Genomic DNA, 21,145 nt, shown 5'->3' on the forward strand with positions numbered 1-21,145 from the left:
CTATAGATCAACCAGCCTTGGCCTGGGTATTAGCTACAGGCTTTTTGGCCGGTTCAGACTTGGCGGTAGCCTTCTTGGTCTCGGCTGGCTTGTGCGCTGGCTTGTGCGCCGGTGCATGCTTGGCCGGGGCAACCTTGGTCGCTGCAGGCTTGTCGGGGGTATCCTTGGCCACGGGTGCTGGGGCAACCGGTGCAGGTGCAGGCGCCGGCGCCGGCGCCGGCGCAACCACCGGCGCCACTTCTTCGGCCTTGGCAATCGGCTCGGCCTTCACCTCAGGTTTATCCCCCCCGCCAAACAGCCGCTTGAAGAACCCAGGCTTATCCTGCTTGGCCTCATCGGCTGGCTTGGACTCCGCTTTGACCGGCGCAGAATCGGCTTTTTCGGCCTTGTCGGACGAACCACCAAACATGTTCGAGAAGAACCCGCCCTTGCGCTCTTTCGCAGCCGCCGCGCCTGCCGCTGCAGCGGCCGCAACCGGCACCGCCTTGGCGGGGTCGAACGACTTGCCGGCCAGCAGGTCCTGTGCCTGGCTGGCGGCGCGCTGGCCACTGCGCAGGGCGCCTTCCAGGGTGCCCGGGTAGAGGGCGTCGGTGTGCTCACCGGCGAAGGTGATGCGCTGCACCGGGCGCTCCCACAGGCGCCAGAACTTGCTGATCTGCCCTGGGCCGTAGGCCAGGTAGGCACCGCCGGTACCGGCATCGACGCTGTAGCGCTTGACCTCGTAACCGGTAAAGGCACCACGCGCCTGCGGGTAGAAGGCATGCAGGCGGATCAATACCTGGTCAACCATCTGCTTGTCACCGAAGGCCTGCAGCAGGCGGGCGTTGTCGCCGGACAAGTTGATCACCACGTTGGCACCACCCTTGAGCGCCGGCTCGATCCACAGCATGCCGAGGCCGGTGTTACTGAAGATTTCGCCCGACATGCGTGCACGGCTTTCCCATACCGGCTTTTTGAACTTGAGCATCAGCTGGTCGCGCCAGCCATAGTTGGTGCCTTTCAGCGCCGCCAAGTGCTTGCTGTCCAGACCCGGGGTCATCTGGATCTTGGCCAGCGCGCGCAGCGGCACGGCCATGACGAGGTAATCGGCTTGATAGCCGACACTGCCAACTTTGACCGTGACGCCGTCTTTGTCCTGGACAATGGCGGTCACCGGCGAACTGGTCTTGATGGTCTTCAGCTGTTTGACGAAGGCTTGGGCCAGCACCGGGCTGCCGCCAGGCAGGCGCGCGGCGCGCAGGTCGCGGTCACTGACGCCGCGGTATACGCGGTTCTGCTGGGCGAAGTACAGCAGCGACAGGCGCGACGGTTCATCGTAGCGGGTACGGATCTGCTGGTTCACCAGCTGGCGGGCAGTGGCGGGCAACTGCAGCTTGTCCAGCCAGGTGGAGACGTTGATCTGGTCGAGGGCGAACAGCGTGCTGGTAGCCTGTGGGTTCAGCGGGTCATCAATCGAGCGGGCCAGGTCGTCGAGGGTTTTCTCGTAACGCTTTAGCGCCTCGGCGGTAGCTGGCTGCTTGGCGGCCAGGTCGGTGGCACTGAAATACTCGCCGTCGATCAGGTAACCGGGGGTTCGTACAAATTCGGGTGCTGGCAGTGTTTCAAGTTTGAAACGGTCCAGGTACTGATTGAGCACCGGTTGCGCCTTGGCGTTGCCGATCCACTCGCTGGTCGCCAGGCCCGAGCGCCCGCCCATGCCCGACTTGGCTTCCAGCAGGGTCACCTGCCAGCCTTTGTTCTGCAGCTCATAGGCTGCCGTAAGGCCTGCCATGCCGCCACCCACCACAATCGCGGTGGGCGTTTTGTCCTTTGCCAGCGCCGCACCACTGGACACACCAATCAATACCAACGCGCACAGGCGCACCCAAGCAGCAGCCATGTCGGCGAACTCCGAGTCAGGGGTTACAGAAACGGGGAGAGGCAGGAATGCCCCAGAGAGATGCGTTAAGAATACGTCAGGTGTGACCACCCTGCCAGCGCAGTGACATCAAGTGCCTTTGGCAACTGACATTTTTGCCAGTAGCCATGTCACACACTGGCAGGCCAAGCTGGCGAAGATGGCCACACGCCCCGCCAGGAGGGCATGCGCATGATATTCGAGGAGCATTTCCAGCATATAGAGCGGCAGTTTCTCTGGCACAAGCAGACACTGCGTACCGAATCGGGCCTGAGTATCCGCTCCAACAGCACATCGTGGACTGGTTTCCATGAGGCGTTCAAAGGCGAGGATGGCACCGAACTGGTCATTGGCGAACATAGCGATGTGGAAATACGCTTTGCCCAAGAAGTCGAGTGCCTGCGCATGGAGTACTACGTTGTCAGCGACTTCCTTTGCGACGACCTGTGCATGCTGTTCGATGCCGAGAACCTTGAATACGATCTGGTCGCCCCTGCCCCACGCAACTTCTACTGGCTCACCCTCGAAGGCAGCGGCTTTCGCGACCTGCGCCCCGGGCCCATTGCGACGCAGCCCTATCATCAAGTGATCGAAGGACCATTCCGGCGCCTGACCATCTCTACTTCGCATGCAGGCACCGTCCATATCCGCAGCCTTGAATGGACCGGCACCCGCCGCCACTGAAGGCGGCGGTTGTCCTGCCCGGCGGCATTGCTTAGGCTTACGCGGTCGAACCACGCCGCAAAGCCAGGAGAAGTGCCCATGGGCCTGAATGATCAGTGGATGCAACGCGACCTCAAGGTCCTGTGGCACCCCTGCACCCAGATGAAAGATCACGAGCAGCTGCCGCTGATCCCGATCAAGCGCGGCGAAGGCGTGTGGCTGGAGGACTTCGAGGGCAAGCGCTACCTGGATGCAGTGAGCAGCTGGTGGGTCAACGTGTTCGGCCATGCCAACCCACGTATCAACCAGCGCATCAAGGACCAGGTCGACCAGTTGGAGCACGTGATCCTGGCCGGCTTCAGCCACCAGCCGGTAATCGAACTGTCCGAGCGCCTGGTGGCCATGACCCCGGCCGGGCTCGACCGGGTGTTCTATGCCGACAACGGTTCGTCGTGCATCGAAGTGGCACTGAAGATGAGCTTCCATTACTGGCAGAACGTCGGCAAGCCGGACAAGAAGCGCTTCGTCACCCTGACCAACAGCTACCACGGTGAAACCATTGCCGCGATGTCGGTGGGCGATGTGCCGTTGTTCACCGAAACCTACAAGGCGCTGCTGCTCGACACCCTCAAAGTCCCAAGCCCGGACTGCTACTTGCGCCCCGAGGGCATGAGCTGGGAGGAGCACTCGCGCAACATGTTCCAGGCCATGGAGCAGACCCTGGCCGAGCACCATGCAAGCATTTCGGCAGTGATCGTGGAGCCGCTGATCCAGGGTGCCGGCGGCATGCGCATGTACCACCCGGTATACCTCAAGCTGCTGCGCGAGGCCTGTGACCGCTACGACGTGCACCTGATCCACGACGAGATTGCCGTGGGCTTCGGCCGCACCGGCACGATGTTCGCCTGCGAACAGGCTGGCATCCGCCCGGACTTCCTGTGCCTTTCCAAAGCCCTCACCGGCGGTTACCTGCCGCTGGCTGCCTGCCTGACTACCGACAAGGTGTACCAGGCGTTCTACGACGACTACCCGACCTTGCGCGCGTTCCTGCACTCGCACAGCTACACCGGCAACCCACTGGCGTGCGCAGCAGCGCTGGCTACCCTCGACATCTTCGAACAAGACAACGTGATCGAGGCCAACAAGGCCCTGGCTACGCGCATGGCCAGCGCCACAGCACACCTGGCCGACCATGCCCACGTGGCCGAAATCCGCCAGACCGGCATGGCCCTGGCCATCGAGATGGTGCAGGACAAGGCGGGCAAGGTTGCCTACCCGTGGCAGGAGCGGCGTGGCCTGAAAGTCTTCGAGCATGCCCTGAGCCGTGGTGCCCTGCTGCGGCCACTGGGCAGCGTGGTGTACTTCCTGCCGCCGTACGTGATTACCCCGGAGCAGATCGACTTCCTGGCCGAGGTGGCCAGCGAAGGCATCGACATTGCCACCCGCGACAGCGTCAGCGTGGCGGTGCCGGCCAACTTCCACCCCGACTTCCGCGACCCGGGCTAAGCCCGAAAGTCCGCCGCCGAACCCTTGTAGGAGCGGGTTCACCCGCGAATGCGTCGGTGAGTCCACCATCGTATTCGCGGGTAAACCCGCTCCTACAACGGTCACCTGATCCCTTTCGTCCGAGCAAACCCATGAGACTGTCCCGCTTCTTCATCGACGCCCCCCTGAGCCTTGGCGAGCATGACCTGCCCGAGGCCCAGGCCCACTACATCGGCCGCGTGCTGCGCATGGCCGCCGGCGACGCCGTGCAGCTGTTTGACGGCAGCGGCCAGGAATACCGCGGCCAACTGCTCGAAGTGGGCAAGAAAACCGTGCGCGTCAGCCTTGACCAGGCTTTTACCGGCCAGGCCGACTCCCCCCTGCACGTCCACCTCGGCCAGGGCCTGTCGCGTGGCGAGCGCATGGACTGGGCGATCCAGAAGGCCACCGAACTGGGCGCCAACGAAATCACCCCGATCGTCAGCGAACGCTGCGAAGTGCGCCTGAAGGACGAGCGCGCCGACAAACGCCTGGCCCATTGGCGCCAGGTGGCAATCAGCGCCTGCGAACAATGCGGCCGCTCGACCTTGCCAGTCATCCACCCGCCAGTGCCTCTGGCCGAGTGGCTAAGCAGCAGCCAGGCTGATTTGAAGCTAGTGCTGCACCCGGTGGCCGAGCCGCTTACCCGCCATGAAAAGCCTGCGACCCTGGCCTTCCTGATCGGCCCCGAAGGTGGCCTGAGCGAGGCGGAGGTCGAGCAGGCGAAGGCTGCCGGTTTCCACGCTGCACGCCTTGGCCCACGTGTGCTGCGCACCGAGACCGCGCCGGTGGTGGCACTGTCAGTGGCCCAACAGTTGTGGGGCGACTTTTAACTAACGCACGTAGAACGAAACGGCCACGAAGTGCATGAGGCTGCCGACAATCACGAACAAGTGCCAGATGCCATGCGCATGGCGCAAGCGGCTGTCGAGGGCGAAGAAGATGATGCCGACGGTGTAGAACACGCCGCCGGCAGCCAGCCAGGCAAAGCCGGCAGTACCCAGCGTGTGCAGCAGCGGCTTGACCGCCACCAGCACGATCCAGCCCATCACCGCGTAAATGATGATCGACAGGATCCGCGCCTCGGAACGCGGCTTGATCTCTTGCAGCATGCCGATCACCGCCAGCCCCCAGACCACGCCAAACAGGCTCCAGCCCCAAGGGCCGCGTAGGCTGACCAGGCAGAACGGCGTGTAGCTACCGGCGATCAGCAGGTAGATCGACAGGTGATCGAGCTTGCGCATGATCACCTTCGCCCGCCCGCGGGTGCTGTGGTACAGGGTGGAGATGCTGTACAGCAACAGCAACGTGCTGCCGTAGATGGAGAAACTGACGATCTTCCACGGGTCGCCTTGCAGGCCCGCGACCACGATCAGCCAGATGGCACCGATACAGGCCAAGACGGCACCGACCAGGTGGGTCCAGGCGTTGAAGCGTTCACCGTAATACATGCAAACACAGACCTCCTGAGATGGGCTGGGTTCCTGATGATGTCTGTTCCGGCCCTTTCGCGGGTAAACCCGCTCCTACACTCGTTACGCGTACTGTTGTAGGAGCGGGTTTACCCGCGAAAGGGCCATCCGCTTCACATCCTACCCAAGCTCTGGTTGCAGTTCCGCGTCACGCACCAGCCTTTCCAGCCCGGCAAGGTCCGGCACCCGCGCCACCTGCTCGCCCACCTGCACCGCCGCCAGCTCCAGACGGCCCAGCGCCACGTCCACGTAGTTCAACTGGCTGTCGAGCTTGCACGAGCGCGGAATGTCCTGCAGTAACAGCGCCAGGTAGCGCAGGCCGGTATCACCCAAGGCATTCAGCACCACCACCCGCGCTCGCTCCCCGCAGGGTGTCTCACCGCCGCAAGCCGCCTCGAAGCCGATCAGTGGCAGGCGTTGCTGGCGCCAGTCGATCCAGCCCAGGTGCCAGGCCGGGTCGCCATGCTGGCACACGAGGTTGCGCTGGCCACTCAACTCGGCAACCGCCACGTTGGGCAGCACCAGGGTGCGGTCACCCAACGGCAGCAACAGCCCGGTCAGGCTGCTGCGCTGGCCGGCAATCAGTTCAAGCATGGGTCTGGCTCCAGTGGGCAATGCTCTGCAACAGCAGCGACTCCTGGTACGGCTTGCCTAGGTATTCGTTGACGCCGATGGCCATGGCGCGGTCGCGGTGCTTCTGCCCGGTGCGCGAGGTGATCATGATGATCGGCAGGTCTTTCAACCGCTCATCACGGCGAATCCGCGTGGCCACCTCGAAACCGTCCATGCGCGGCATTTCGATATCCAGCAGCAACACGTCGGGGCGGTGTTCCTCCAGCTGGGCCATGGCATCGACCCCGTCCTTGGCCGTGAGCACACTCATGCCGTGGCGCTCCAGCAGGCGGCTGGTGACCTTGCGCACCGTTACCGAGTCGTCCACCACCATCACCAGCAAGGCGCGGCGCGGTGCGGGCCCGAGCAGTTGGCGCTGGCTGCCACCACCGGGCAAGCGCGCCAGGCGGCGCTGCTGGCCACGCAGTTGACCGAGCAGATCGAGAATCAGCACCACCCGGCCATCGCCCAGCAGCGTCGCACCCGACAGCCCGGCCACCGCAGCAAACTGCGGCCCCAGGCTCTTCACCACAATTTCGCGGCTAGGCGACAGGGCGTCGGCCTGGATGGCGAACGACTGTTCCTTGGCATGCACCAGCAACACCGGCAGCGGCACGCTCTGGCCCAGCAAGGCTGGGCGCGGCATGCCTTGCAGCAACTCGCCCAGGTAACGCAGCTCGTAGGAATGGCCCGCGTAAACGTAACGCGGCGAATCCAGCTGGTAGCAGGCCGCCAGCTCTGTCGGCGGTACACGGACAATCCCCTCGATGGTGTTGAGCGGGATGGCGTACTGCTCTTCGCCCAGGTGCACCATCAGCGCACGGTTGATCGACACGGTGAACGGCAGACGGATCAGGAAACGCGCGCCTTTGCCCTGGGCCGACTCGATGCTCATCGAACCGCCCAGTTGTTTGACCTCTTCGTGTACTACATCCATGCCCAGGCCGCGCCCGGAAATCTGGGTGATTTTCTCAGCGGTGGAAAAGCCCGGGCGCAGGATGAACTGCAGGATCTCGTGGTCGCTCAAGTGCGCCTGCGGGTCCAGCAGGCCGCGCTTGATGGCCTTGCGCCGCACCGCCTCCAGCGGCACTCCGGCGCCGTCGTCGGTCATTTCGATGACGATATCGGCGCCTTCGTGCAGCAGGTTCAGGTGAATGGTGCCCTGCTCCGGCTTACCCGCGGCCAGGCGCATTTCGCGGCTTTCCAGGCCATGGTCGACGGCGTTGCGCAGCATATGCTCCAGCGGCGCCACCATGCGCTCGAGCACGCTGCGGTCCAGTTCGCCCTCGGCGTTGCCGACCACCAGTTCCACTTGCTTGCCCAGTTCGCTGGCCACCTGCCGCACCACCCGCTGCAAGCGTGGCACCAGGCGTTCGAACGGCACCATCAGGGTGGCCGTCAGGCCTTCCTGCAACTGGCTGTTCACCCGCGCCTGCTGCTGCAGCAGGCTGTAGGCCTCGTGGGCGCGCTGGGCCAGGGTTTCCTTCAGGTCGAGCAGGTCCGAGGCGGACTCGAACAGCGCTCGCGACAGCTGCTGCAACTGCGAGTGGCGGTCCAGTTCCAGCGGGTCGAAGTCGTCATAGGCATCGCCTTCGAACGGCTGCCGGCTGGAGATCCGCCCCTGGGTCTCGATGTCCAGGCGCAGTAACTGGTCGCGCATGCGCTCAAGGGTGGTTTCCATTTCGTTGAGGGTGAACTGCGCATCGTTGACCTGCTGCTCGATGCGCCCACGGATGATCGAGTGTTCCCCGGCCAGGTTGCCCAGGTCGTCGAGCAGCTCGGCATCGACCTTGACCATGTCGCCCGGCGCCCGCTCCGGCGCCGCAGCCGGCACCTCGGCGCTGGTAGCCTCTTGCGGCCCTTGCCCGGCGGCACTGTCGGTCAACGCAGCGCTGCTGAAGTTGCGAATGTAGTCGATCAGTGCCGTGGCGGCATGCAGCGGCTGCCCGAGGCGCACGGCATCGAGCATGTGCGCCAGGCGGTCGTGGCAGTTCTGCAGCAGCGCGAACAGCGGCGCACTCGGAGGCAGACGGCCGGCAGCCAGCAGTTCGTAGAGAAATTCCAGCTCGTGGGCCAGGTCGCCGATTGGGGCAATCTCGACCATGCGCGCCACGCCCTTGAGGGTGTGCAGGTCGCGCATCAGGTTGTCCACCTCGACACTATTGCGCGGGTCGGCTTGCCAGCGGGCCAGGGCTGCGGCGGCGCTCTCGACGATGTCCGAGCTTTCTTCGAGGAACACTTCCAGCAGCTCTTCGCCGGGGTTTTCCGGCGTTTCAAGCGGCGCCTCGACTACCTCCGGCAACAAGGGCGGGCGTGGCAGCCCCAGGCCCAGGGAATCGGCCAGGTCCATGTCCGGGTGCAGCGGCGTCACCGAGTCGATACCCACCAGGCCGGTGGCATCCGGCGCCAGGGCTTGGTCCAGCAGCTGGCGCAGGCCGTCGACCAGCGCCGGGCGCGGCGGGATATCCTGCCCGGCCGCCACTTCGTCGAGCATGTCCAGCAGGGCTTCATGGGCTTGCTGTGCCTGGGCGAAGAAGCGTGCGTCGGCGGGCAGGCTGCCCTCCTCCACGGCGCCGTACAGGTCGAGCAAGGCCTCGCACACGTCATCCATCTGCCACAGGTCGGCCAAGTGCGCGGCATGGCCCAACGTGGTCATTTCATCGAGCAGGGTGTCCAGCGCATCACGCTGACCGGGCTGTTGCTGCCAGCGTGACAGCAGTGATTCGGCATTGAGCAGGATGTCCATGGCCTGGGCCAGGAAACTGGCGACCTGCTGTGGGTCGCGCTTGCCGCGCCGTGCGTGCTGCGGGTCGTGATGCAGGTTGGCCAGGCGTTCGTCCACGGCCTGGCCAACCTGTTCGATCAGCTCCGCGGCGCCGGGGATGGCTGCCAGCGGCGCGCTGTCGAGTTGCGCCAGGCCAAGGTGGAACAACGCGCGTGCGGCCTCCAGCCATTCGACCTCGGCCATTTGCAGGGGCAACTGATGGCCCTTGTACTCACGAACCAGGCGGTCGAAGGCTGTGGCCAGTTCGGCGATCGGCATCACACCGGCCATGGCAGCACTGCCCTTGAGCGTGTGCAGGGCACGTTGCAGGCCATCACTGACCGGCGTGCCATGGCCATCGGCAGCCTGCAGGAAAGCGTCGAGGCTGGCCAGGTGGCCCTGCGCTTCAGCCCGAAAAATATCCAGCAACTGCGGGTCGAGGCCGTCGAGATCGGCAGCCGCCGGTGCATCATTCTCGGCCAGGGCATGCAGGTGCCCGGCCAGCTGTTCGATTTCGCTCAATTGCGGCAGCTGGCCAGCGGCAAAGTCGGCCAGCAGGTCGGGCAGTTGGACAAAGGCCTGCTGCAGGGCCACCACGCCTTCCGGGCTGAGCACGCTGCGGCCTTCGAGTACCCGGTTCAGCAGGTGCTCGGCGCCCCAGACCAGTTCGGCCACGGCCTCGGCGTGCACCATGCGCCCACTGCCTTTTAGCGTATGCAGCGCCCGCCGCACTTCGCCCAGCGCTTCACGTTGCTGGTTGTCGGCACGCCAGCGCAGCCAGTGGCGCTCGATTTCCGGCAGCAGTTCACCGGCCTCTTCGAGGAACACCTCGCGCAGTTCGTCATCAATGCCATCGCCGCTGTCATCCAGGCCGGCGCTGGCTTCGACCTGCGTACAGTGCACCCCCAGCGCTGCCAGGCTGGCCCGGGCCATGTCGATAAAGGGCTGGCCATCGGCCAACGGGTCGGCCACGCGCCATTGCAGGTAGCATTCAGCGGCGCTCAGGGCCTCGGCCAGGTGGGCCAACTCATCGGCGGGCGGCTCCGTTTCGAGGTGCTGCAGCCAGCGCTGCACATAGCCGGCACAGCCGGCAAACAGCTCGGCCACGGCAGGCAGCATCAACATCGTCAGTGCCCCACGAATCTGCTGCAACAAGCCCGGCAAGGGTTGCAGGCGCTGGCGCGGCCAGCCGGACTCCAGGCAATCGCCAATCAAGTCCTTGGCCTGCTGCAGCACGTTCAGCGACTCGCTCAGCACCAGCTGGCGAATCTCGGCCAGGTCCGAGCCGGGCAGGCCGCCCTGGCCGTTTTCTTCCAGCGGGCCGACCATGCCATTGAGTGTGGCCTCGACGTACAGCAGCGCCCCTGCCACATCCATCAGGACGGCGTCGTCCACGGCCCGCTCACCCTCGGCCAAGGCCTGCAATGCCAGCACCTGGTCGATGATCACCCGCCGCGGTTGCTGGAAACCCAGCACGGCCAGGGTGTCGGCCACATGACGCAGTGGCGCCAGCAAGGCGTCGAGTTGCTCGCTGTGCTGACGGTCACCGCGCACGAACTGGTCGAGGCGTTCCTTGATGCGCATCAGGTCGTCGCACAGCGCGCTCACCACCGAGCGCAAGGCATCCCGGCCCGGCCCGGCCTGCAACTGGTCGCGCCAGTTGCCCAGCGACAGGTCGAGATTGGCCAGGTCGTCGGAGCCGGCAAAGCGTTGCGCGGCGCCACTGATCAGGCTGGCCTGGGCCAGCGGCTCGACGCCACGGCAGCCGCGCAACTGGTTGAGCAGCGGCAGCATCACCAGGGGCAGATCGTGGCGCGCGCCGCGCAAGCGCTCGAGGTAGGACGGCAGTTGCTCAAGACCACGGAACAGCGCACCCAGGCAATCGCCCCGCGGGCTGACCTGGCCTTCGGCCAAGGCCTTGGCGAACAGCTCCAGCTCCTCGGCCAGGCGTGTGGCGCCCCGTAGTTCCAGCATGCGCAGGCAACCGTGCACCTGGTGCAGGTTGTCGACCACGAAGGCCAGCATCGACAGGTCGCCCGGCTCGCCGGCAAAGCGCTCCAGGGCCTGGCGCGCCTGGCCCAGGCAGTCGAGGATGGCCGCCTTGGTCCAGGCCAGCGCCACCGTGTCGTGGCGCTCGGGGCTTGGTGCTGTTACGGCCATGGGTACTCCTCAGCGCTGGTCATCAGTCGGGCTCATCGGTACGGCTTATCAACTGGCCGCTTCACTTGGGCTCAGCAGGTGGCGGCAAGGTGAAACCGGACACCGAACGGCGCATCTCGCTGGCCATGCGCGCCAGGTGGCGGATGCTGTCGGCGGTGGCGCCAGAGCCGGCGGAGGTTTGCGCGGTAATCTGCTGGATCACCGCCATGGTGTGGGAGATCTGCCCGGCCGACGAGGTCTGCAACTGGGCGGCATCGGAAATGCTGTGGATAAGGTCGGCAAGGTTCTGCGACACGCCTTCGATCTCGGCCAGCGCCACCCCGGCATCCTGGGCAAGGCGGGCGCCGCGCACCACTTCGGCGGTAGTCTGCTCCATGGAGATCACGGCCTCGTTGGTGTCCGCCTGAATGGTGCGCACCAGCGCCTCGATCTGGCGGGTGGCCGACGACGAGCGTTCGGCCAGGCGTTGCACCTCGTCGGCCACCACGGCGAAACCACGGCCGGCCTCACCGGCCAGCGAGGCCTGGATTGCCGCGTTCAGGGCGAGGATGTTGGTCTGGTCGGCAATGTCGTCGATCAGGCTGACGATGTCGCCAATTTCCTGGGAAGACTCGCCCAGGCGCTTGATCCGTTTGGCGGTGTCCTGGATCTGCTCCCGAATGTTGTCCATGCCGTTGATGGTGTTGTGCACCACCTCGTTGCCCTTGTTGGCGATGGCCACCGAGCGCTCGGCCACCTTGGCCGACTCATAGGCGTGCGCGGAAACCCGGTCGATCGACTCGACCATGTCGCCAACCGCCTCGGAGGCTTCGCTGATCTGCTCGGCCTGGTGCTCGGAGGCCTTGGCCAACTGGCGTGCGGTGTTCTGCGTATCCTGCACGGCAGCGGCAACCTGCACCGCACTGTGGTTGATGGTGGCAACCAGGTCGCGCAACTGGTCTACGGAATAGTTGATCGAGTCGGCAATGGCGCCGGTGAAGTCTTCGGTCACCGAGACAGTCACCGTCAGGTCGCCATCGGCCAGCTCTTCGATTTCGTCGAGCAGGCGCATGATCGCCTGCTGGTTGCGTTCGTTCTTTTCTGCCGTCTCGCGCAACTGGCGGTTGGTGGTGCGCACCATGACCAGGCCAATGAGGATGATCGAGGCCAGCGCCAGCAGGCCCAGGGCATAGCCACCCACGGTATCGAGGGTGCGCCCGCCCGCCAGGTTCTCGAAGCTGTTGGCCAGGTGCGAGGCCTCGTCGAGCAGGGTTTGCGACAGGCTGAAGATATTGCCTGCCGCCTCGCGTACCCGGAACAGCTCGGGCGAGGTTTCGAGGATTTCATCCACCGAGCCGGCTACGAACTGGAACAACTCGGCAATTTCGGCCAGCCGGGCACGGGCGTCGGCATCTGCAACACGGGTCACCTGAATGGTCGCGTTGCCGTTGAGCATGCCCTCCAGCACCTGGCCGAAGCGCCCGGCATCGCGGCCGAAGGCATCCGCTGCCTGGGCTGCCGTATCGTCGCCGGCCAGCACGGTATTGACCGAGCCAAGGATACGCTCGGCCAGCAAAAGCTGGCGCTGGGCCACCGCCACCTGGTTGGCCGGGGCGCCGCTCTGCAGCAGGATCTCGACGACCTTTTCGTACTCCACCTGCAACTGCGGCACGGTCTCGGCCAGGGTCGCCGCCACCTGGTGCAGCGACAGCACGGTTTGCTCGCTGGCCAGGATGGTGTCGGTGTTCTTGCGCAGGTTTTCCCAGTCGCGGCGTACCGCTTCCATCTCGTCACGCACCGAGACCGGTGCCGGCGGCAAGCCGGTGGACTTGTCGCCCTGGCGCAGGTAGCCCCAGCGCCGCTCGAAATCGTTGCGTGAATCCGACAGCAGCTTGAACGCCAGGGCTTTGCCGGTGGCCGCCTCGGTGGCGTTCTTGGCAATGCGCTGCGACAGCACGCGCAGTTCGCCGGCATGGCCGATGTACTGCTTGTCGTAGTTGGACTGGGTATTGAGGTAGGCGAAGTTGGCGAACAGCAGGATGATCGACAGGATCAGGATCAGGAACAGCACAGTGATCTGCGCGATACTGCGGGTACGTGGGGTCACGGTGGTGGCTGTGACGGGGGTGGCAGGCTTGTTCACGTTCGCAGGTCCTATAACGCCACATCGAGAAAGCCCGGCGCCTGGGCCAGGGCGAAGGGGCTGAAGATCGCCCAGTTGCGTTCACGCGGGAAGTGCCCCTGCACAAAGCGTGCAGCAGCGCGGATCAGCGGCTGCGGCGGCGACAGTTGCAGGCTGTCGAGGGCAAAGTGCTGCAGGCCAAGCACCTCGTCCACCAGCAGGCCGACGAACAGGTCTTCATGGTCCAGCACCAGCACCCGGCGCTGCTTGCCCGGGGCGACATGGCCCAGCCCAAAGAAGCTGCTCAGGTCCATCACCGGCAACAGCCGGCCACGCAGGTTGGCCACCCCGCAGACCCACGGCTGCACACCGGGGACGCGGCTGCTGCGCGGTTCGCGCAGCACCTCGGCCACTTCGCCCATGGGCGCGACGAACCACTGCCCGGCAATGCGAAAGCCGATGCCGCTCCACTCCTGCAGGCGATTGTCCTGCGGTGGCTGGTCGGCGACCAGCAAACGGCAGCGCCGGTCGATGTCCAGCAACAGTTCGAAGGCGGTCAGCGACGCGCCCTGCGGGCGGGTGGTCAAGCCCCCAGCACTTCTTTGAGCTTGGCAATCAGCGCGTCTTCTTCAACCGGTTTGGTGAGGAAGTCACGGGCGCCCTGGCGCGTGGCCCAGATGCGGTCGGTTTCCTGGTCCTTGGTGGTCACCACGATCACCGGGATGGCGCTGGTTTCCGGGTCCTTGCTGAGCTGGCGGGTGGCCTGAAAGCCGTTCATGCCGGGCATGACGATGTCCATCAGCACGGCATCGGGCTTGTCCTGTCGGGCCAGGGCCACGCCGTCGGCACCGTTGCTGGCCTTGAGCACCTCATGACCGTGTTTTTCAAGCCATCCAGCCAATTTGTACATCTCTGTCGGCGAGTCGTCGACAATCAGAACTCGGGCCATGCTGGTTCCCCATCAGGAAAGTAGGACCGTGCCATGGCGGGGCGCGGTCAGCGTGCGTGTTGTTGAGATGCGGCAAACCCGGGCACGTGGGCGCGGATCGCGTCGAGCAGTTCTTCCTTGCTGAACGGTTTGGTCAGGAACTGATCGGAACCCACCACCCGGCCGCGGGCTTTGTCGAACAGGCCATCGCGCGACGACAGCAGGATTACCGGGGTGTCCTTGAAGGCACTGTTGTGCTTGATTACCGCACAGGTCTGGTAGCCGTCCAGGCGTGGCATCAACACATCGACGAAGATGATGCTGGGCTGATGGTCGACGATCTTGGCCAGGGCGTCGAAGCCATCGCTGGCGGTGATTACTTCGCAGCCCGCTTCACCGAGCAACATCTGCGCGGTGCGGCGGATCGTGCGCGAATCGTCGATCACCATCACCTTCAGGGGTTGTTCCATAGACGCCTACCAGTGGGAATTTAGCTGCAAGCTGCAAGCGGCAAGTTACAAGAAAAGCCCAGCCGGCACGCGGCTGCTTTTCTCTTGGGGCTTGTAGCTAAAGGCTTGCAGCTGCATTTTTAGCACACTCCGGGTGGCCGTTCCATCTGCGCCGCCCCTTGACCAGCGGCGTTCACAGCGCCACCCTGAGCCACTTTTTCTTTCGATCCATCGCGGCCACGCGCCGCCAAGAGGAACCACCCCATGAGCGTTCGCCTCGGCATTGTCATGGACCCCATCGCGTCCATCTCCTACAAGAAGGACAGCTCGCTGGCCATGCTGCTGGCCGCCCAGGCACGCGGCTGGAGCCTGTTCTACATGGAGCAGCGCGACCTGTACCAGGGCGTAGGCAAGGCCCGTGCGCGCATGCGCCCACTGAAAGTGTTTGCCGACCCGGCCCGCTGGTTCGAGCTGGGCGAGGAGCAGGACAGCACCCTGGCCGAGCTGGATGTGATCCTGATGCGCAAGGACCCGCCGTTCGACATGGAGTTTGTCTACAGCACCTACCTGCTGGAGCAAGCCGAGAACGACGGCGTGCTGGTGGTCAACCGCCCGCAAAGCCTGCGTGACTGCAACGAAAAACTGTTTGCCACGCTGTTCCCGCAGTGCACGCCACCGACGCTGGTCAGCCGTCGCCCGGACATTATCCGCGAATTCGCGGCGCAGCATGGCGATGTGATCCTCAAGCCGTTGGATGGCATGGGCGGCACGTCGATCTTCCGCCACCGGGTGGGCGACCCCAACCTGTCGGTAATCCTCGAAACCCTGACCGCGCTGGGTGCCCAGCAGATCATGGCGCAGGCCTACCTGCCGGCGATCAAGGACGGCGACAAGCGCATTCTGATGATCGACGGCGAACCGGTCGACTACTGCCTGGCGCGCATCCCGGCCAGCGGCGAGACCCGTGGCAACCTCGCCGCCGGTGGCCGTGGCGAAGCCCGCCCGCTGAGCGAGCGTGACCGCTGGATTGCGGCTCAGGTAGGCCCGACCCTGCGCGAGAAGGGCCTGCTGTTCGTTGGCCTGGACGTGATCGGCGACTACCTCACCGAAATCAACGTCACCAGCCCGACCTGCATTCGCGAAATCGACAATGCCTACAACACCGATATCGGTGGCAAGCTGATGGACGCCATTGATCGCCAGCTGAAGGCGCGCTGACCGGCAACGCGCGGCAAACACCCAGAGTGGGGTAATATGCTCAGCCGCAAGCTACAAGCTGCAAGCCACAAGAACAGCCGGCCTGCGCCGAACTGCTCTTACTTGTAGCTTATAGCTTGAAGCTTGAAGCTGCCCCTGGATACCTGATGACGCTGCCCGCTGACATCCCCGCCGACCTGCTGCCGCCCCGTGTTCGCCCGGTGGACCGGCTCGGCTTTACCCTGTTCCTGGCTGCCCTGGTGCACCTGGCGCTGATCCTTGGCGTCGGCTTCACCGTGGTCAAACCGGCCGAAATCCGCCACACCATGGACATCACCCTGGCCACCTTCAAAAGCGAAAAACCGCCGGAGAAGGCTGATTTCCAGGCCCAGGACAACCAGCAAGGCAGCGGCACCCTGGACAAGAAGGCGGTGCCCAAGACCACCGAACTGGCACCGTTCCAGGACAGCAAGATCAACAAGATCACCCCGCCGCCTGCGGCCAAGCCCGAGGTGGTGCCACCGCCAACCCCGCAGAAGTCGGCGGTAGTGACCACTGCACCCAAGGCGCAGAAAGTCGAGCCCAAGCCCAAGGAAAGCAAGCCGCAGCCCAAACCCGCCGCGCCTGCGCCGGACTTCGACAGCTCGCAGCTGTCCAGCCAGATCGCCAGCCTGGAGGCGGAGCTGTCCAACGAGCAGCAGCTGTACGCCAAGCGCCCGCGGATCCACCGCCTGAACGCCGCCTCGACCATGCGCGACAAGGGCGCCTGGTACAAGGAAGAGTGGCGCAAGAAGGTTGAGCGGGTGGGCAACCTGAACTACCCCGACGAAGCGCGCCGGCAGCAGATCTACGGCAATTTGCGCATGATGGTGTCGATCAACCGTGATGGCTCGCTGTACGAGGTGCTGGTACTGGAATCGTCCGGGCGACCGGTGCTGGACCAGGCGGCACAGCGTATCGTCCGGTTGGCGGCGCCGTTTGCGCCGTTTACCGGGGATCTGGCCGAGTTTGACCGGCTGGAGATCATCCGCACCTGGCGCTTTGCCCGTGGGGACCGTTTGTCCAGTAATTGAGGTTTTGCCTTGGGTGTAGGGCTTTGGGTATGCGGTGGCGCGGATATCGAGCGCCGCCCGCGCGGCGCTTCGCGGGGCAAGCCCGCTCCCACATCTGTTTCTGGCCAATTATTCCTGTGCCAGGTGGGTTGCAGCCTTGATGCATGGCTGGAGATAGATGAAAAGCAGTTTTGCTCGATATCGAATGGAACAAACAAGGCGGACAGCGGTGCCCTCACAGGAGTGACTGGCCTGAAACAGATGTGGGAGCGGGCTTGCCCCGCGAAGCGCCGCGCGGGCGGCGCTCGATCTCACAGGCGCCAAAACCCTCAAGACAGGCGCCAACCAGATGACACAAAGCGCACCTTGTCAGCCCCGCCACCTGGCGCCACACTATCCCCCCATGAAAACCCTCACGCCGAGCTACCTCAAGCATCAGTTCCTGATCGCCATGCCGCATATGGCCGATCCGAACTTCGCCCAGACCCTCACGTACATCGTCGAGCACAACGCCCATGGCGCCATGGGCCTGGTGGTCAATCGGCCGCAGGAGCTGAACCTGGCCGACATCCTCGAGCAGCTGCGCCCGGACGAAACGCCGCCGGCCGACACCTTGCAAGTGCCGATCTACCAGGGCGGCCCGGTGCAGACCGACCGCGGCTTCGTGCTGCACAGCAGCGAATGCAGCTTCCAGGCGAGCGTGGCGCTGGAAGGGCTGACGCTGACCACCTCGCAGGACATCCTGCTGGCCATCGCCGCCGGGGTCGGCCCGAAACAGAGCCTGATCACCCTCGGCTATGCCGGCTGGGAGGCCGGCCAGCTGGAAGCGGAGCTGGCCGACAATGCCTGGCTCAACTGCCCGTTCGATCCGCAAATCATCTTCGGCATGGCCAGTGACCTGCGCCTGGAGGCCGCCGCCGCCAGCCTGGGCATCAATCTGCACCTGCTGACCAGCCAGGCGGGCCACGCCTGATGCCAGAGCTACGCTTACTGCTGGGCTTCGACTACGGCAGCAAACAGATCGGCGTGGCCGTCGGCTTGGTGATTACCGGTCAGGCCCGCGAACTGTGCACCCTGAAGGCGCAGAACGGCGTGCCGGACTGGGCCCAGGTAGAAAAGCTGATTGCCGAATGGAAGCCCGACGCTATCGTCGTCGGCCTGCCGCTGAACATGGACGGCACGCCCAGTGAAATGAGCGCCCGCGCCGAAAAATTCGCCCGCCGCCTGAACGGCCGCTTCAACCTGCCCGTGCACACCCACGACGAACGCCTGACCACCTTCGAGGCCAAAGGCGAGCGCATGGCCCGTGGCGGCCAGCGCGGCAGCTACCGCGACAACCCGGTCGATGCAATCGCCGCCGCCCTGCTGCTGCAAGGCTGGCTGGAGGCCAATACCTGATCATCTTTGCCGCCGGCCCCGCCCGGCGCACCCTTCCGAGGAGCCCGCAATGAGCCTACCCAATCCCGCCGAGCTGGTCCGGCAGATGGCTGTCGACCTTCGTGCCCACCTGGCCCGCCGCAACATCAGCGAACCGCGTTACATCGGTATCCGCACAGGCGGTGTCTGGGTTGCCCAGGCCCTGCAGGAGGCCATGGGCGACACCAGCGCCATGGGCACCCTGGACGTTTCGTTCTACCGCGACGACTTCAGCCAGAACGGCCTGCACCCGCAGGTACGCCCGTCCGAGCTGCCGTTCGAGGTCGAAGGCCAGCACCTGGTGCTGGTGGATGACGTACTGATGAGCGGCCGCACCATCCGCGCGGCGCTCAACGAACTGTTCGATTATGGCCGCCCGGCCAGCGTCACCCTGGTCTGCCTGCTGGACCTGGATGCCGGCGAACTGCCGATCCGCCCGAATGTGCTTGGCGCCACCCTGTCGCTGGCGGCCCATGAACGGGTAAAATTGACCGGACCCGCACCGCTCGCCCTCGAGCGCCAGGACCTCGCCTCCGCTTCCGCCCTTTAAGAGTCCCCCGCGATGACGCCAATCGACGCCAAGCGCCCGCTGCAGCTCAATGATCAGGGCCAGCTGCGCCACTTCCTCTCGCTCGACGGTTTGCCCCGCGAACTGCTCACCGAGATCCTCGACACCGCCGACTCGTTCCTGGAAGTCGGCGCCCGGGCTGTGAAAAAAGTCCCGCTGCTGCGCGGCAAGACCGTGTGCAACGTGTTCTTCGAGAATTCGACCCGTACCCGAACCACCTTCGAACTGGCGGCCCAGCGCCTGTCGGCCGACGTGATCAGCCTGAACGTGTCGACCTCCTCGACCAGCAAGGGCGAGACCCTGTTCGACACCCTGCGCAACCTCGAGGCCATGGCCGCCGACATGTTCGTCGTGCGCCACTCCGACTCGGGCGCCGCGCACTTCATCGCCGAACACGTGTGCCCGGACGTTGCCGTGATCAACGGCGGTGATGGCCGCCACGCGCACCCGACCCAAGGCATGCTCGACATGCTCACCATCCGCCGCCACAAGGGCAGCTTCGAGAACCTGTCGGTGGCCATCGTCGGCGACATCCTGCACTCGCGCGTGGCCCGTTCCGACATGCTCGCGCTGAAAGCGCTGGGTTGCCCGGACATTCGCGTGATCGGCCCGAAAACCCTGATTCCGATCGGCATCGAGCAATACGGCGTAAAGGTCTACACCGACCTCGCCGAAGGCCTGAAAGACGTCGACGTGGTGATCATGCTGCGCCTGCAGCGTGAGCGCATGGCCGGCGGCCTGCTGCCCAGCGAAGGCGAGTTCTACCGCCTGTTCGGCCTGACCACTGCGCGCCTGGCCGGGGCCAAGCCGGATGCCATCGTCATGCACCCGGGCCCGATCAACCGTGGCGTGGAAATCGAGTCGGCAGTGGCCGACGGCAAGCACTCGGTGATCCTCAACCAGGTCACCTATGGCATCGCTGTGCGCATGGCGGTGCTGTCCATGGCCATGAGCGGGCAGAACGCGCAACGTCAATTCGACCAGGAGAACGCCCAGTGACCATCAGTATTCTTGGCGCCCGGGTCATCGACCCCATCAGCGGCCTGGACCAGGTCACCGACCTGCACCTGGACGGTGGCCGCATTGCCGCGGTCGGCGCTGCCCCGGCCGGTTTCAGCGCCAGCCGCACGATCCAGGCCGATGGCCTGGTTGCCGCACCTGGCCTGGTCGACCTTGCCGTGTCCCTGCGCGAGCCGGGTTACAGCCGCAAGGGCACTATCGCCAGCGAAACCCGCGCCGCCGTGGCCGGTGGCGTCACCAGCCTGTGCTGCCCGCCACAGACCAAGCCGGTGCTGGACACCTCGGCAGTGGCCGAACTGATCCTCGACCGCGCCCGCGAGGCCGCCAACAGCAAGGTCTACCCGATCGGTGCCCTGACCAAGGGCCTGGAAGGCGAACAGCTGGCTGAACTGGTGGCCCTGCGTGATACCGGTTGCGTGGCCTTCGGCAACGGCCTGAAGGAAATCCCCAACAACCGTACCCTGGCCCGCGCCCTGGAATACGCCGCCACCTTCGACCTGACCGTGGTGTTCCATTCCCAGGACCGCGACCTGGCCCAGGGCGGTTTGGCCCACGAAGGCGCGATGGCCAGCTTCCTCGGCCTGCCGGGTATTCCGGAAAGCGCCGAGACCGTGGCCCTGGCGCGCAACCTGCTGCTGGTGGAGCAGTCCGGCGTACGTGCGCACTTCAGCCAGATCACCAGCGCCCGTGGCGCGCGGCTGATCGCCCAGGCCCAGGCGCTTGGCCTGCCGGTGACCGCTGACGTTGCGCTGTACCAGCTGATCCTCACTGACGAGTCGCTGCGCGAGTTCTCCAGCCTGTACCACGTGCAGCCGCCGCTGCGCACTGCCGCTGACCGTGACGGCCTGCGCGAGGCAGTGAAGTCGGGCGTGATCCAGGCGATTTCCAGCCACCACCAGCCGCACGAGCGCGACGCCAAGCTGGCCCCGTTCGGTGCTACCGAGCCAGGTATCAGCAGCGTTGAGTTGCTCCTGCCGCTGGCCATGACCCTGGTGCAGGACGGCCTGCTCGACCTGCCGACCCTGCTGGCCCGCCTGAGCAGCGGCCCGGCTGCGGCCCTGCGCCTGCCGGCCGGTGAGCTGAAAGTGGGCGGTGCTGCCGACCTGGTGCTGTTCGACCCGCAGGCCTCGACCGTTGCCGGCGAGCAATGGCTGTCGCGTGGCGAGAACTGCCCGTTCATCGGTCACTGCCTGCCGGGTGCGGTGCGTTATACCCTGGTCGATGGGCATGTTTGCCACGAGGCCTGACGGCTAGCTTCAAGCTTGAAGCTGCAAGCCGCAAGAAAGAAGCCAGTCATCCACCGATCTGCTTTTTCTTGTCGC

At 65.1% G+C, this 21,145-nt stretch carries 18 protein-coding genes; 10 read left to right on the forward strand and 8 right to left on the reverse strand.

Annotated elements, in window-relative coordinates; all coding sequences use genetic code 11:
• Positions 1 to 7: 7 nt before the first annotated feature.
• Positions 8 to 1,879, reverse strand: coding sequence for an FAD-dependent oxidoreductase (locus tag ACIP02_RS00755; RefSeq protein ID WP_400612270.1), 1,872 nt, complete (start codon positions 1,877 to 1,879; stop codon positions 8 to 10).
• Positions 1,880 to 2,089: 210 nt separating this feature from the next.
• On the opposite strand from ACIP02_RS00755, the gene ACIP02_RS00760 reads away from it, so the two are divergent.
• From ACIP02_RS00760 to ACIP02_RS00770, 3 genes are all read left to right on the forward strand, one after another.
• Entirely contained in the window at positions 2,090 to 2,581 is a 492-nt protein-coding gene (locus tag ACIP02_RS00760; RefSeq protein WP_400613222.1) for a hypothetical protein, read from the forward strand.
• Between the two features lie 78 nt (positions 2,582 to 2,659).
• Positions 2,660 to 4,066, forward strand: a complete 1,407-nt coding sequence (locus ACIP02_RS00765; protein WP_400612273.1) for an adenosylmethionine--8-amino-7-oxononanoate transaminase — start codon at positions 2,660 to 2,662, stop codon at positions 4,064 to 4,066.
• A gap of 131 nt (positions 4,067 to 4,197) precedes the next feature.
• Complete coding sequence (locus tag ACIP02_RS00770) at positions 4,198 to 4,917, forward strand: 16S rRNA (uracil(1498)-N(3))-methyltransferase (RefSeq protein WP_400612275.1); 720 nt, start codon at positions 4,198 to 4,200, stop codon at positions 4,915 to 4,917.
• On the opposite strand, the gene ACIP02_RS00775 is transcribed toward ACIP02_RS00770, so the two are convergent.
• From ACIP02_RS00775 to ACIP02_RS00805, 7 genes are all read right to left on the reverse strand, one after another.
• Positions 4,918 to 5,535: a hemolysin III family protein gene (locus tag ACIP02_RS00775; RefSeq protein ID WP_400612277.1), complete on the reverse strand. Its 618-nt coding sequence runs from the start codon at positions 5,533 to 5,535 to the stop codon at positions 4,918 to 4,920.
• Positions 5,536 to 5,676: 141 nt separating this feature from the next.
• On the reverse strand, positions 5,677 to 6,150 hold the full coding sequence (locus ACIP02_RS00780; RefSeq protein WP_400612283.1) for a chemotaxis protein CheW: 474 nt from the start codon (positions 6,148 to 6,150) through the stop codon (positions 5,677 to 5,679).
• The gene (locus ACIP02_RS00785; RefSeq protein WP_400612286.1) at positions 6,143 to 11,092 is read right to left on the reverse strand and encodes an Hpt domain-containing protein; all 4,950 of its coding nucleotides are present in this window, start codon (positions 11,090 to 11,092) and stop codon (positions 6,143 to 6,145) included. The genes ACIP02_RS00780 and ACIP02_RS00785 overlap by 8 nt, the downstream gene beginning before the upstream one ends.
• 61 nt (positions 11,093 to 11,153) lie before the next feature.
• Positions 11,154 to 13,178 carry a methyl-accepting chemotaxis protein gene (locus tag ACIP02_RS00790; RefSeq protein WP_400613225.1) on the reverse strand — a complete coding sequence of 675 codons (2,025 nt, stop codon included), beginning with the start codon at positions 13,176 to 13,178 and terminating at the stop codon, positions 11,154 to 11,156.
• Between the two features lie 47 nt (positions 13,179 to 13,225).
• Positions 13,226 to 13,780 carry a chemotaxis protein CheW gene (locus ACIP02_RS00795; protein ID WP_173891341.1) on the reverse strand — a complete coding sequence of 185 codons (555 nt, stop codon included), beginning with the start codon at positions 13,778 to 13,780 and terminating at the stop codon, positions 13,226 to 13,228.
• Positions 13,777 to 14,142 carry a twitching motility response regulator PilH gene (gene pilH / locus ACIP02_RS00800; RefSeq protein WP_400612288.1) on the reverse strand — a complete coding sequence of 122 codons (366 nt, stop codon included), beginning with the start codon at positions 14,140 to 14,142 and terminating at the stop codon, positions 13,777 to 13,779. The genes ACIP02_RS00795 and pilH overlap by 4 nt, the downstream gene beginning before the upstream one ends.
• Before the next feature lie 47 nt (positions 14,143 to 14,189).
• Positions 14,190 to 14,591, reverse strand: a complete 402-nt coding sequence (locus ACIP02_RS00805) for a PleD family two-component system response regulator (RefSeq protein WP_400612290.1) — start codon at positions 14,589 to 14,591, stop codon at positions 14,190 to 14,192.
• A gap of 243 nt (positions 14,592 to 14,834) precedes the next feature.
• On the opposite strand from ACIP02_RS00805, the gene gshB reads away from it, so the two are divergent.
• From gshB to ACIP02_RS00840, 7 genes are all read left to right on the forward strand, one after another.
• Positions 14,835 to 15,788 carry a glutathione synthase gene (gene gshB / locus ACIP02_RS00810; protein ID WP_400612293.1) on the forward strand — a complete coding sequence of 318 codons (954 nt, stop codon included), beginning with the start codon at positions 14,835 to 14,837 and terminating at the stop codon, positions 15,786 to 15,788.
• A 146-nt stretch (positions 15,789 to 15,934) separates the two neighbouring features.
• The gene (locus tag ACIP02_RS00815; protein ID WP_400612295.1) at positions 15,935 to 16,840 is read left to right on the forward strand and encodes a TonB family protein; all 906 of its coding nucleotides are present in this window, start codon (positions 15,935 to 15,937) and stop codon (positions 16,838 to 16,840) included.
• Between the two features lie 382 nt (positions 16,841 to 17,222).
• On the forward strand, positions 17,223 to 17,792 hold the full coding sequence (locus tag ACIP02_RS00820) for a YqgE/AlgH family protein (protein WP_400612298.1): 570 nt from the start codon (positions 17,223 to 17,225) through the stop codon (positions 17,790 to 17,792).
• Positions 17,792 to 18,217, forward strand: coding sequence for a Holliday junction resolvase RuvX (gene ruvX / locus ACIP02_RS00825; RefSeq protein ID WP_400612301.1), 426 nt, complete (start codon positions 17,792 to 17,794; stop codon positions 18,215 to 18,217). Before ACIP02_RS00820 ends, ruvX begins: the two co-directional genes overlap by 1 nt.
• 49 nt (positions 18,218 to 18,266) lie before the next feature.
• Complete coding sequence (pyrR, locus tag ACIP02_RS00830) at positions 18,267 to 18,785, forward strand: bifunctional pyr operon transcriptional regulator/uracil phosphoribosyltransferase PyrR (RefSeq protein WP_201202213.1); 519 nt, start codon at positions 18,267 to 18,269, stop codon at positions 18,783 to 18,785.
• 12 nt (positions 18,786 to 18,797) lie between these two features.
• Complete coding sequence (locus ACIP02_RS00835; protein WP_008099987.1) at positions 18,798 to 19,802, forward strand: aspartate carbamoyltransferase catalytic subunit; 1,005 nt, start codon at positions 18,798 to 18,800, stop codon at positions 19,800 to 19,802.
• Positions 19,799 to 21,070, forward strand: a complete 1,272-nt coding sequence (locus ACIP02_RS00840) for a dihydroorotase (protein WP_400612304.1) — start codon at positions 19,799 to 19,801, stop codon at positions 21,068 to 21,070. Before ACIP02_RS00835 ends, ACIP02_RS00840 begins: the two co-directional genes overlap by 4 nt.
• Positions 21,071 to 21,145 lie beyond the last annotated feature (75 nt).

The organism is Pseudomonas sp. NPDC089408 (assembly GCF_044749445.1).
Classification (GTDB): domain Bacteria; phylum Pseudomonadota; class Gammaproteobacteria; order Pseudomonadales; family Pseudomonadaceae; genus Aquipseudomonas.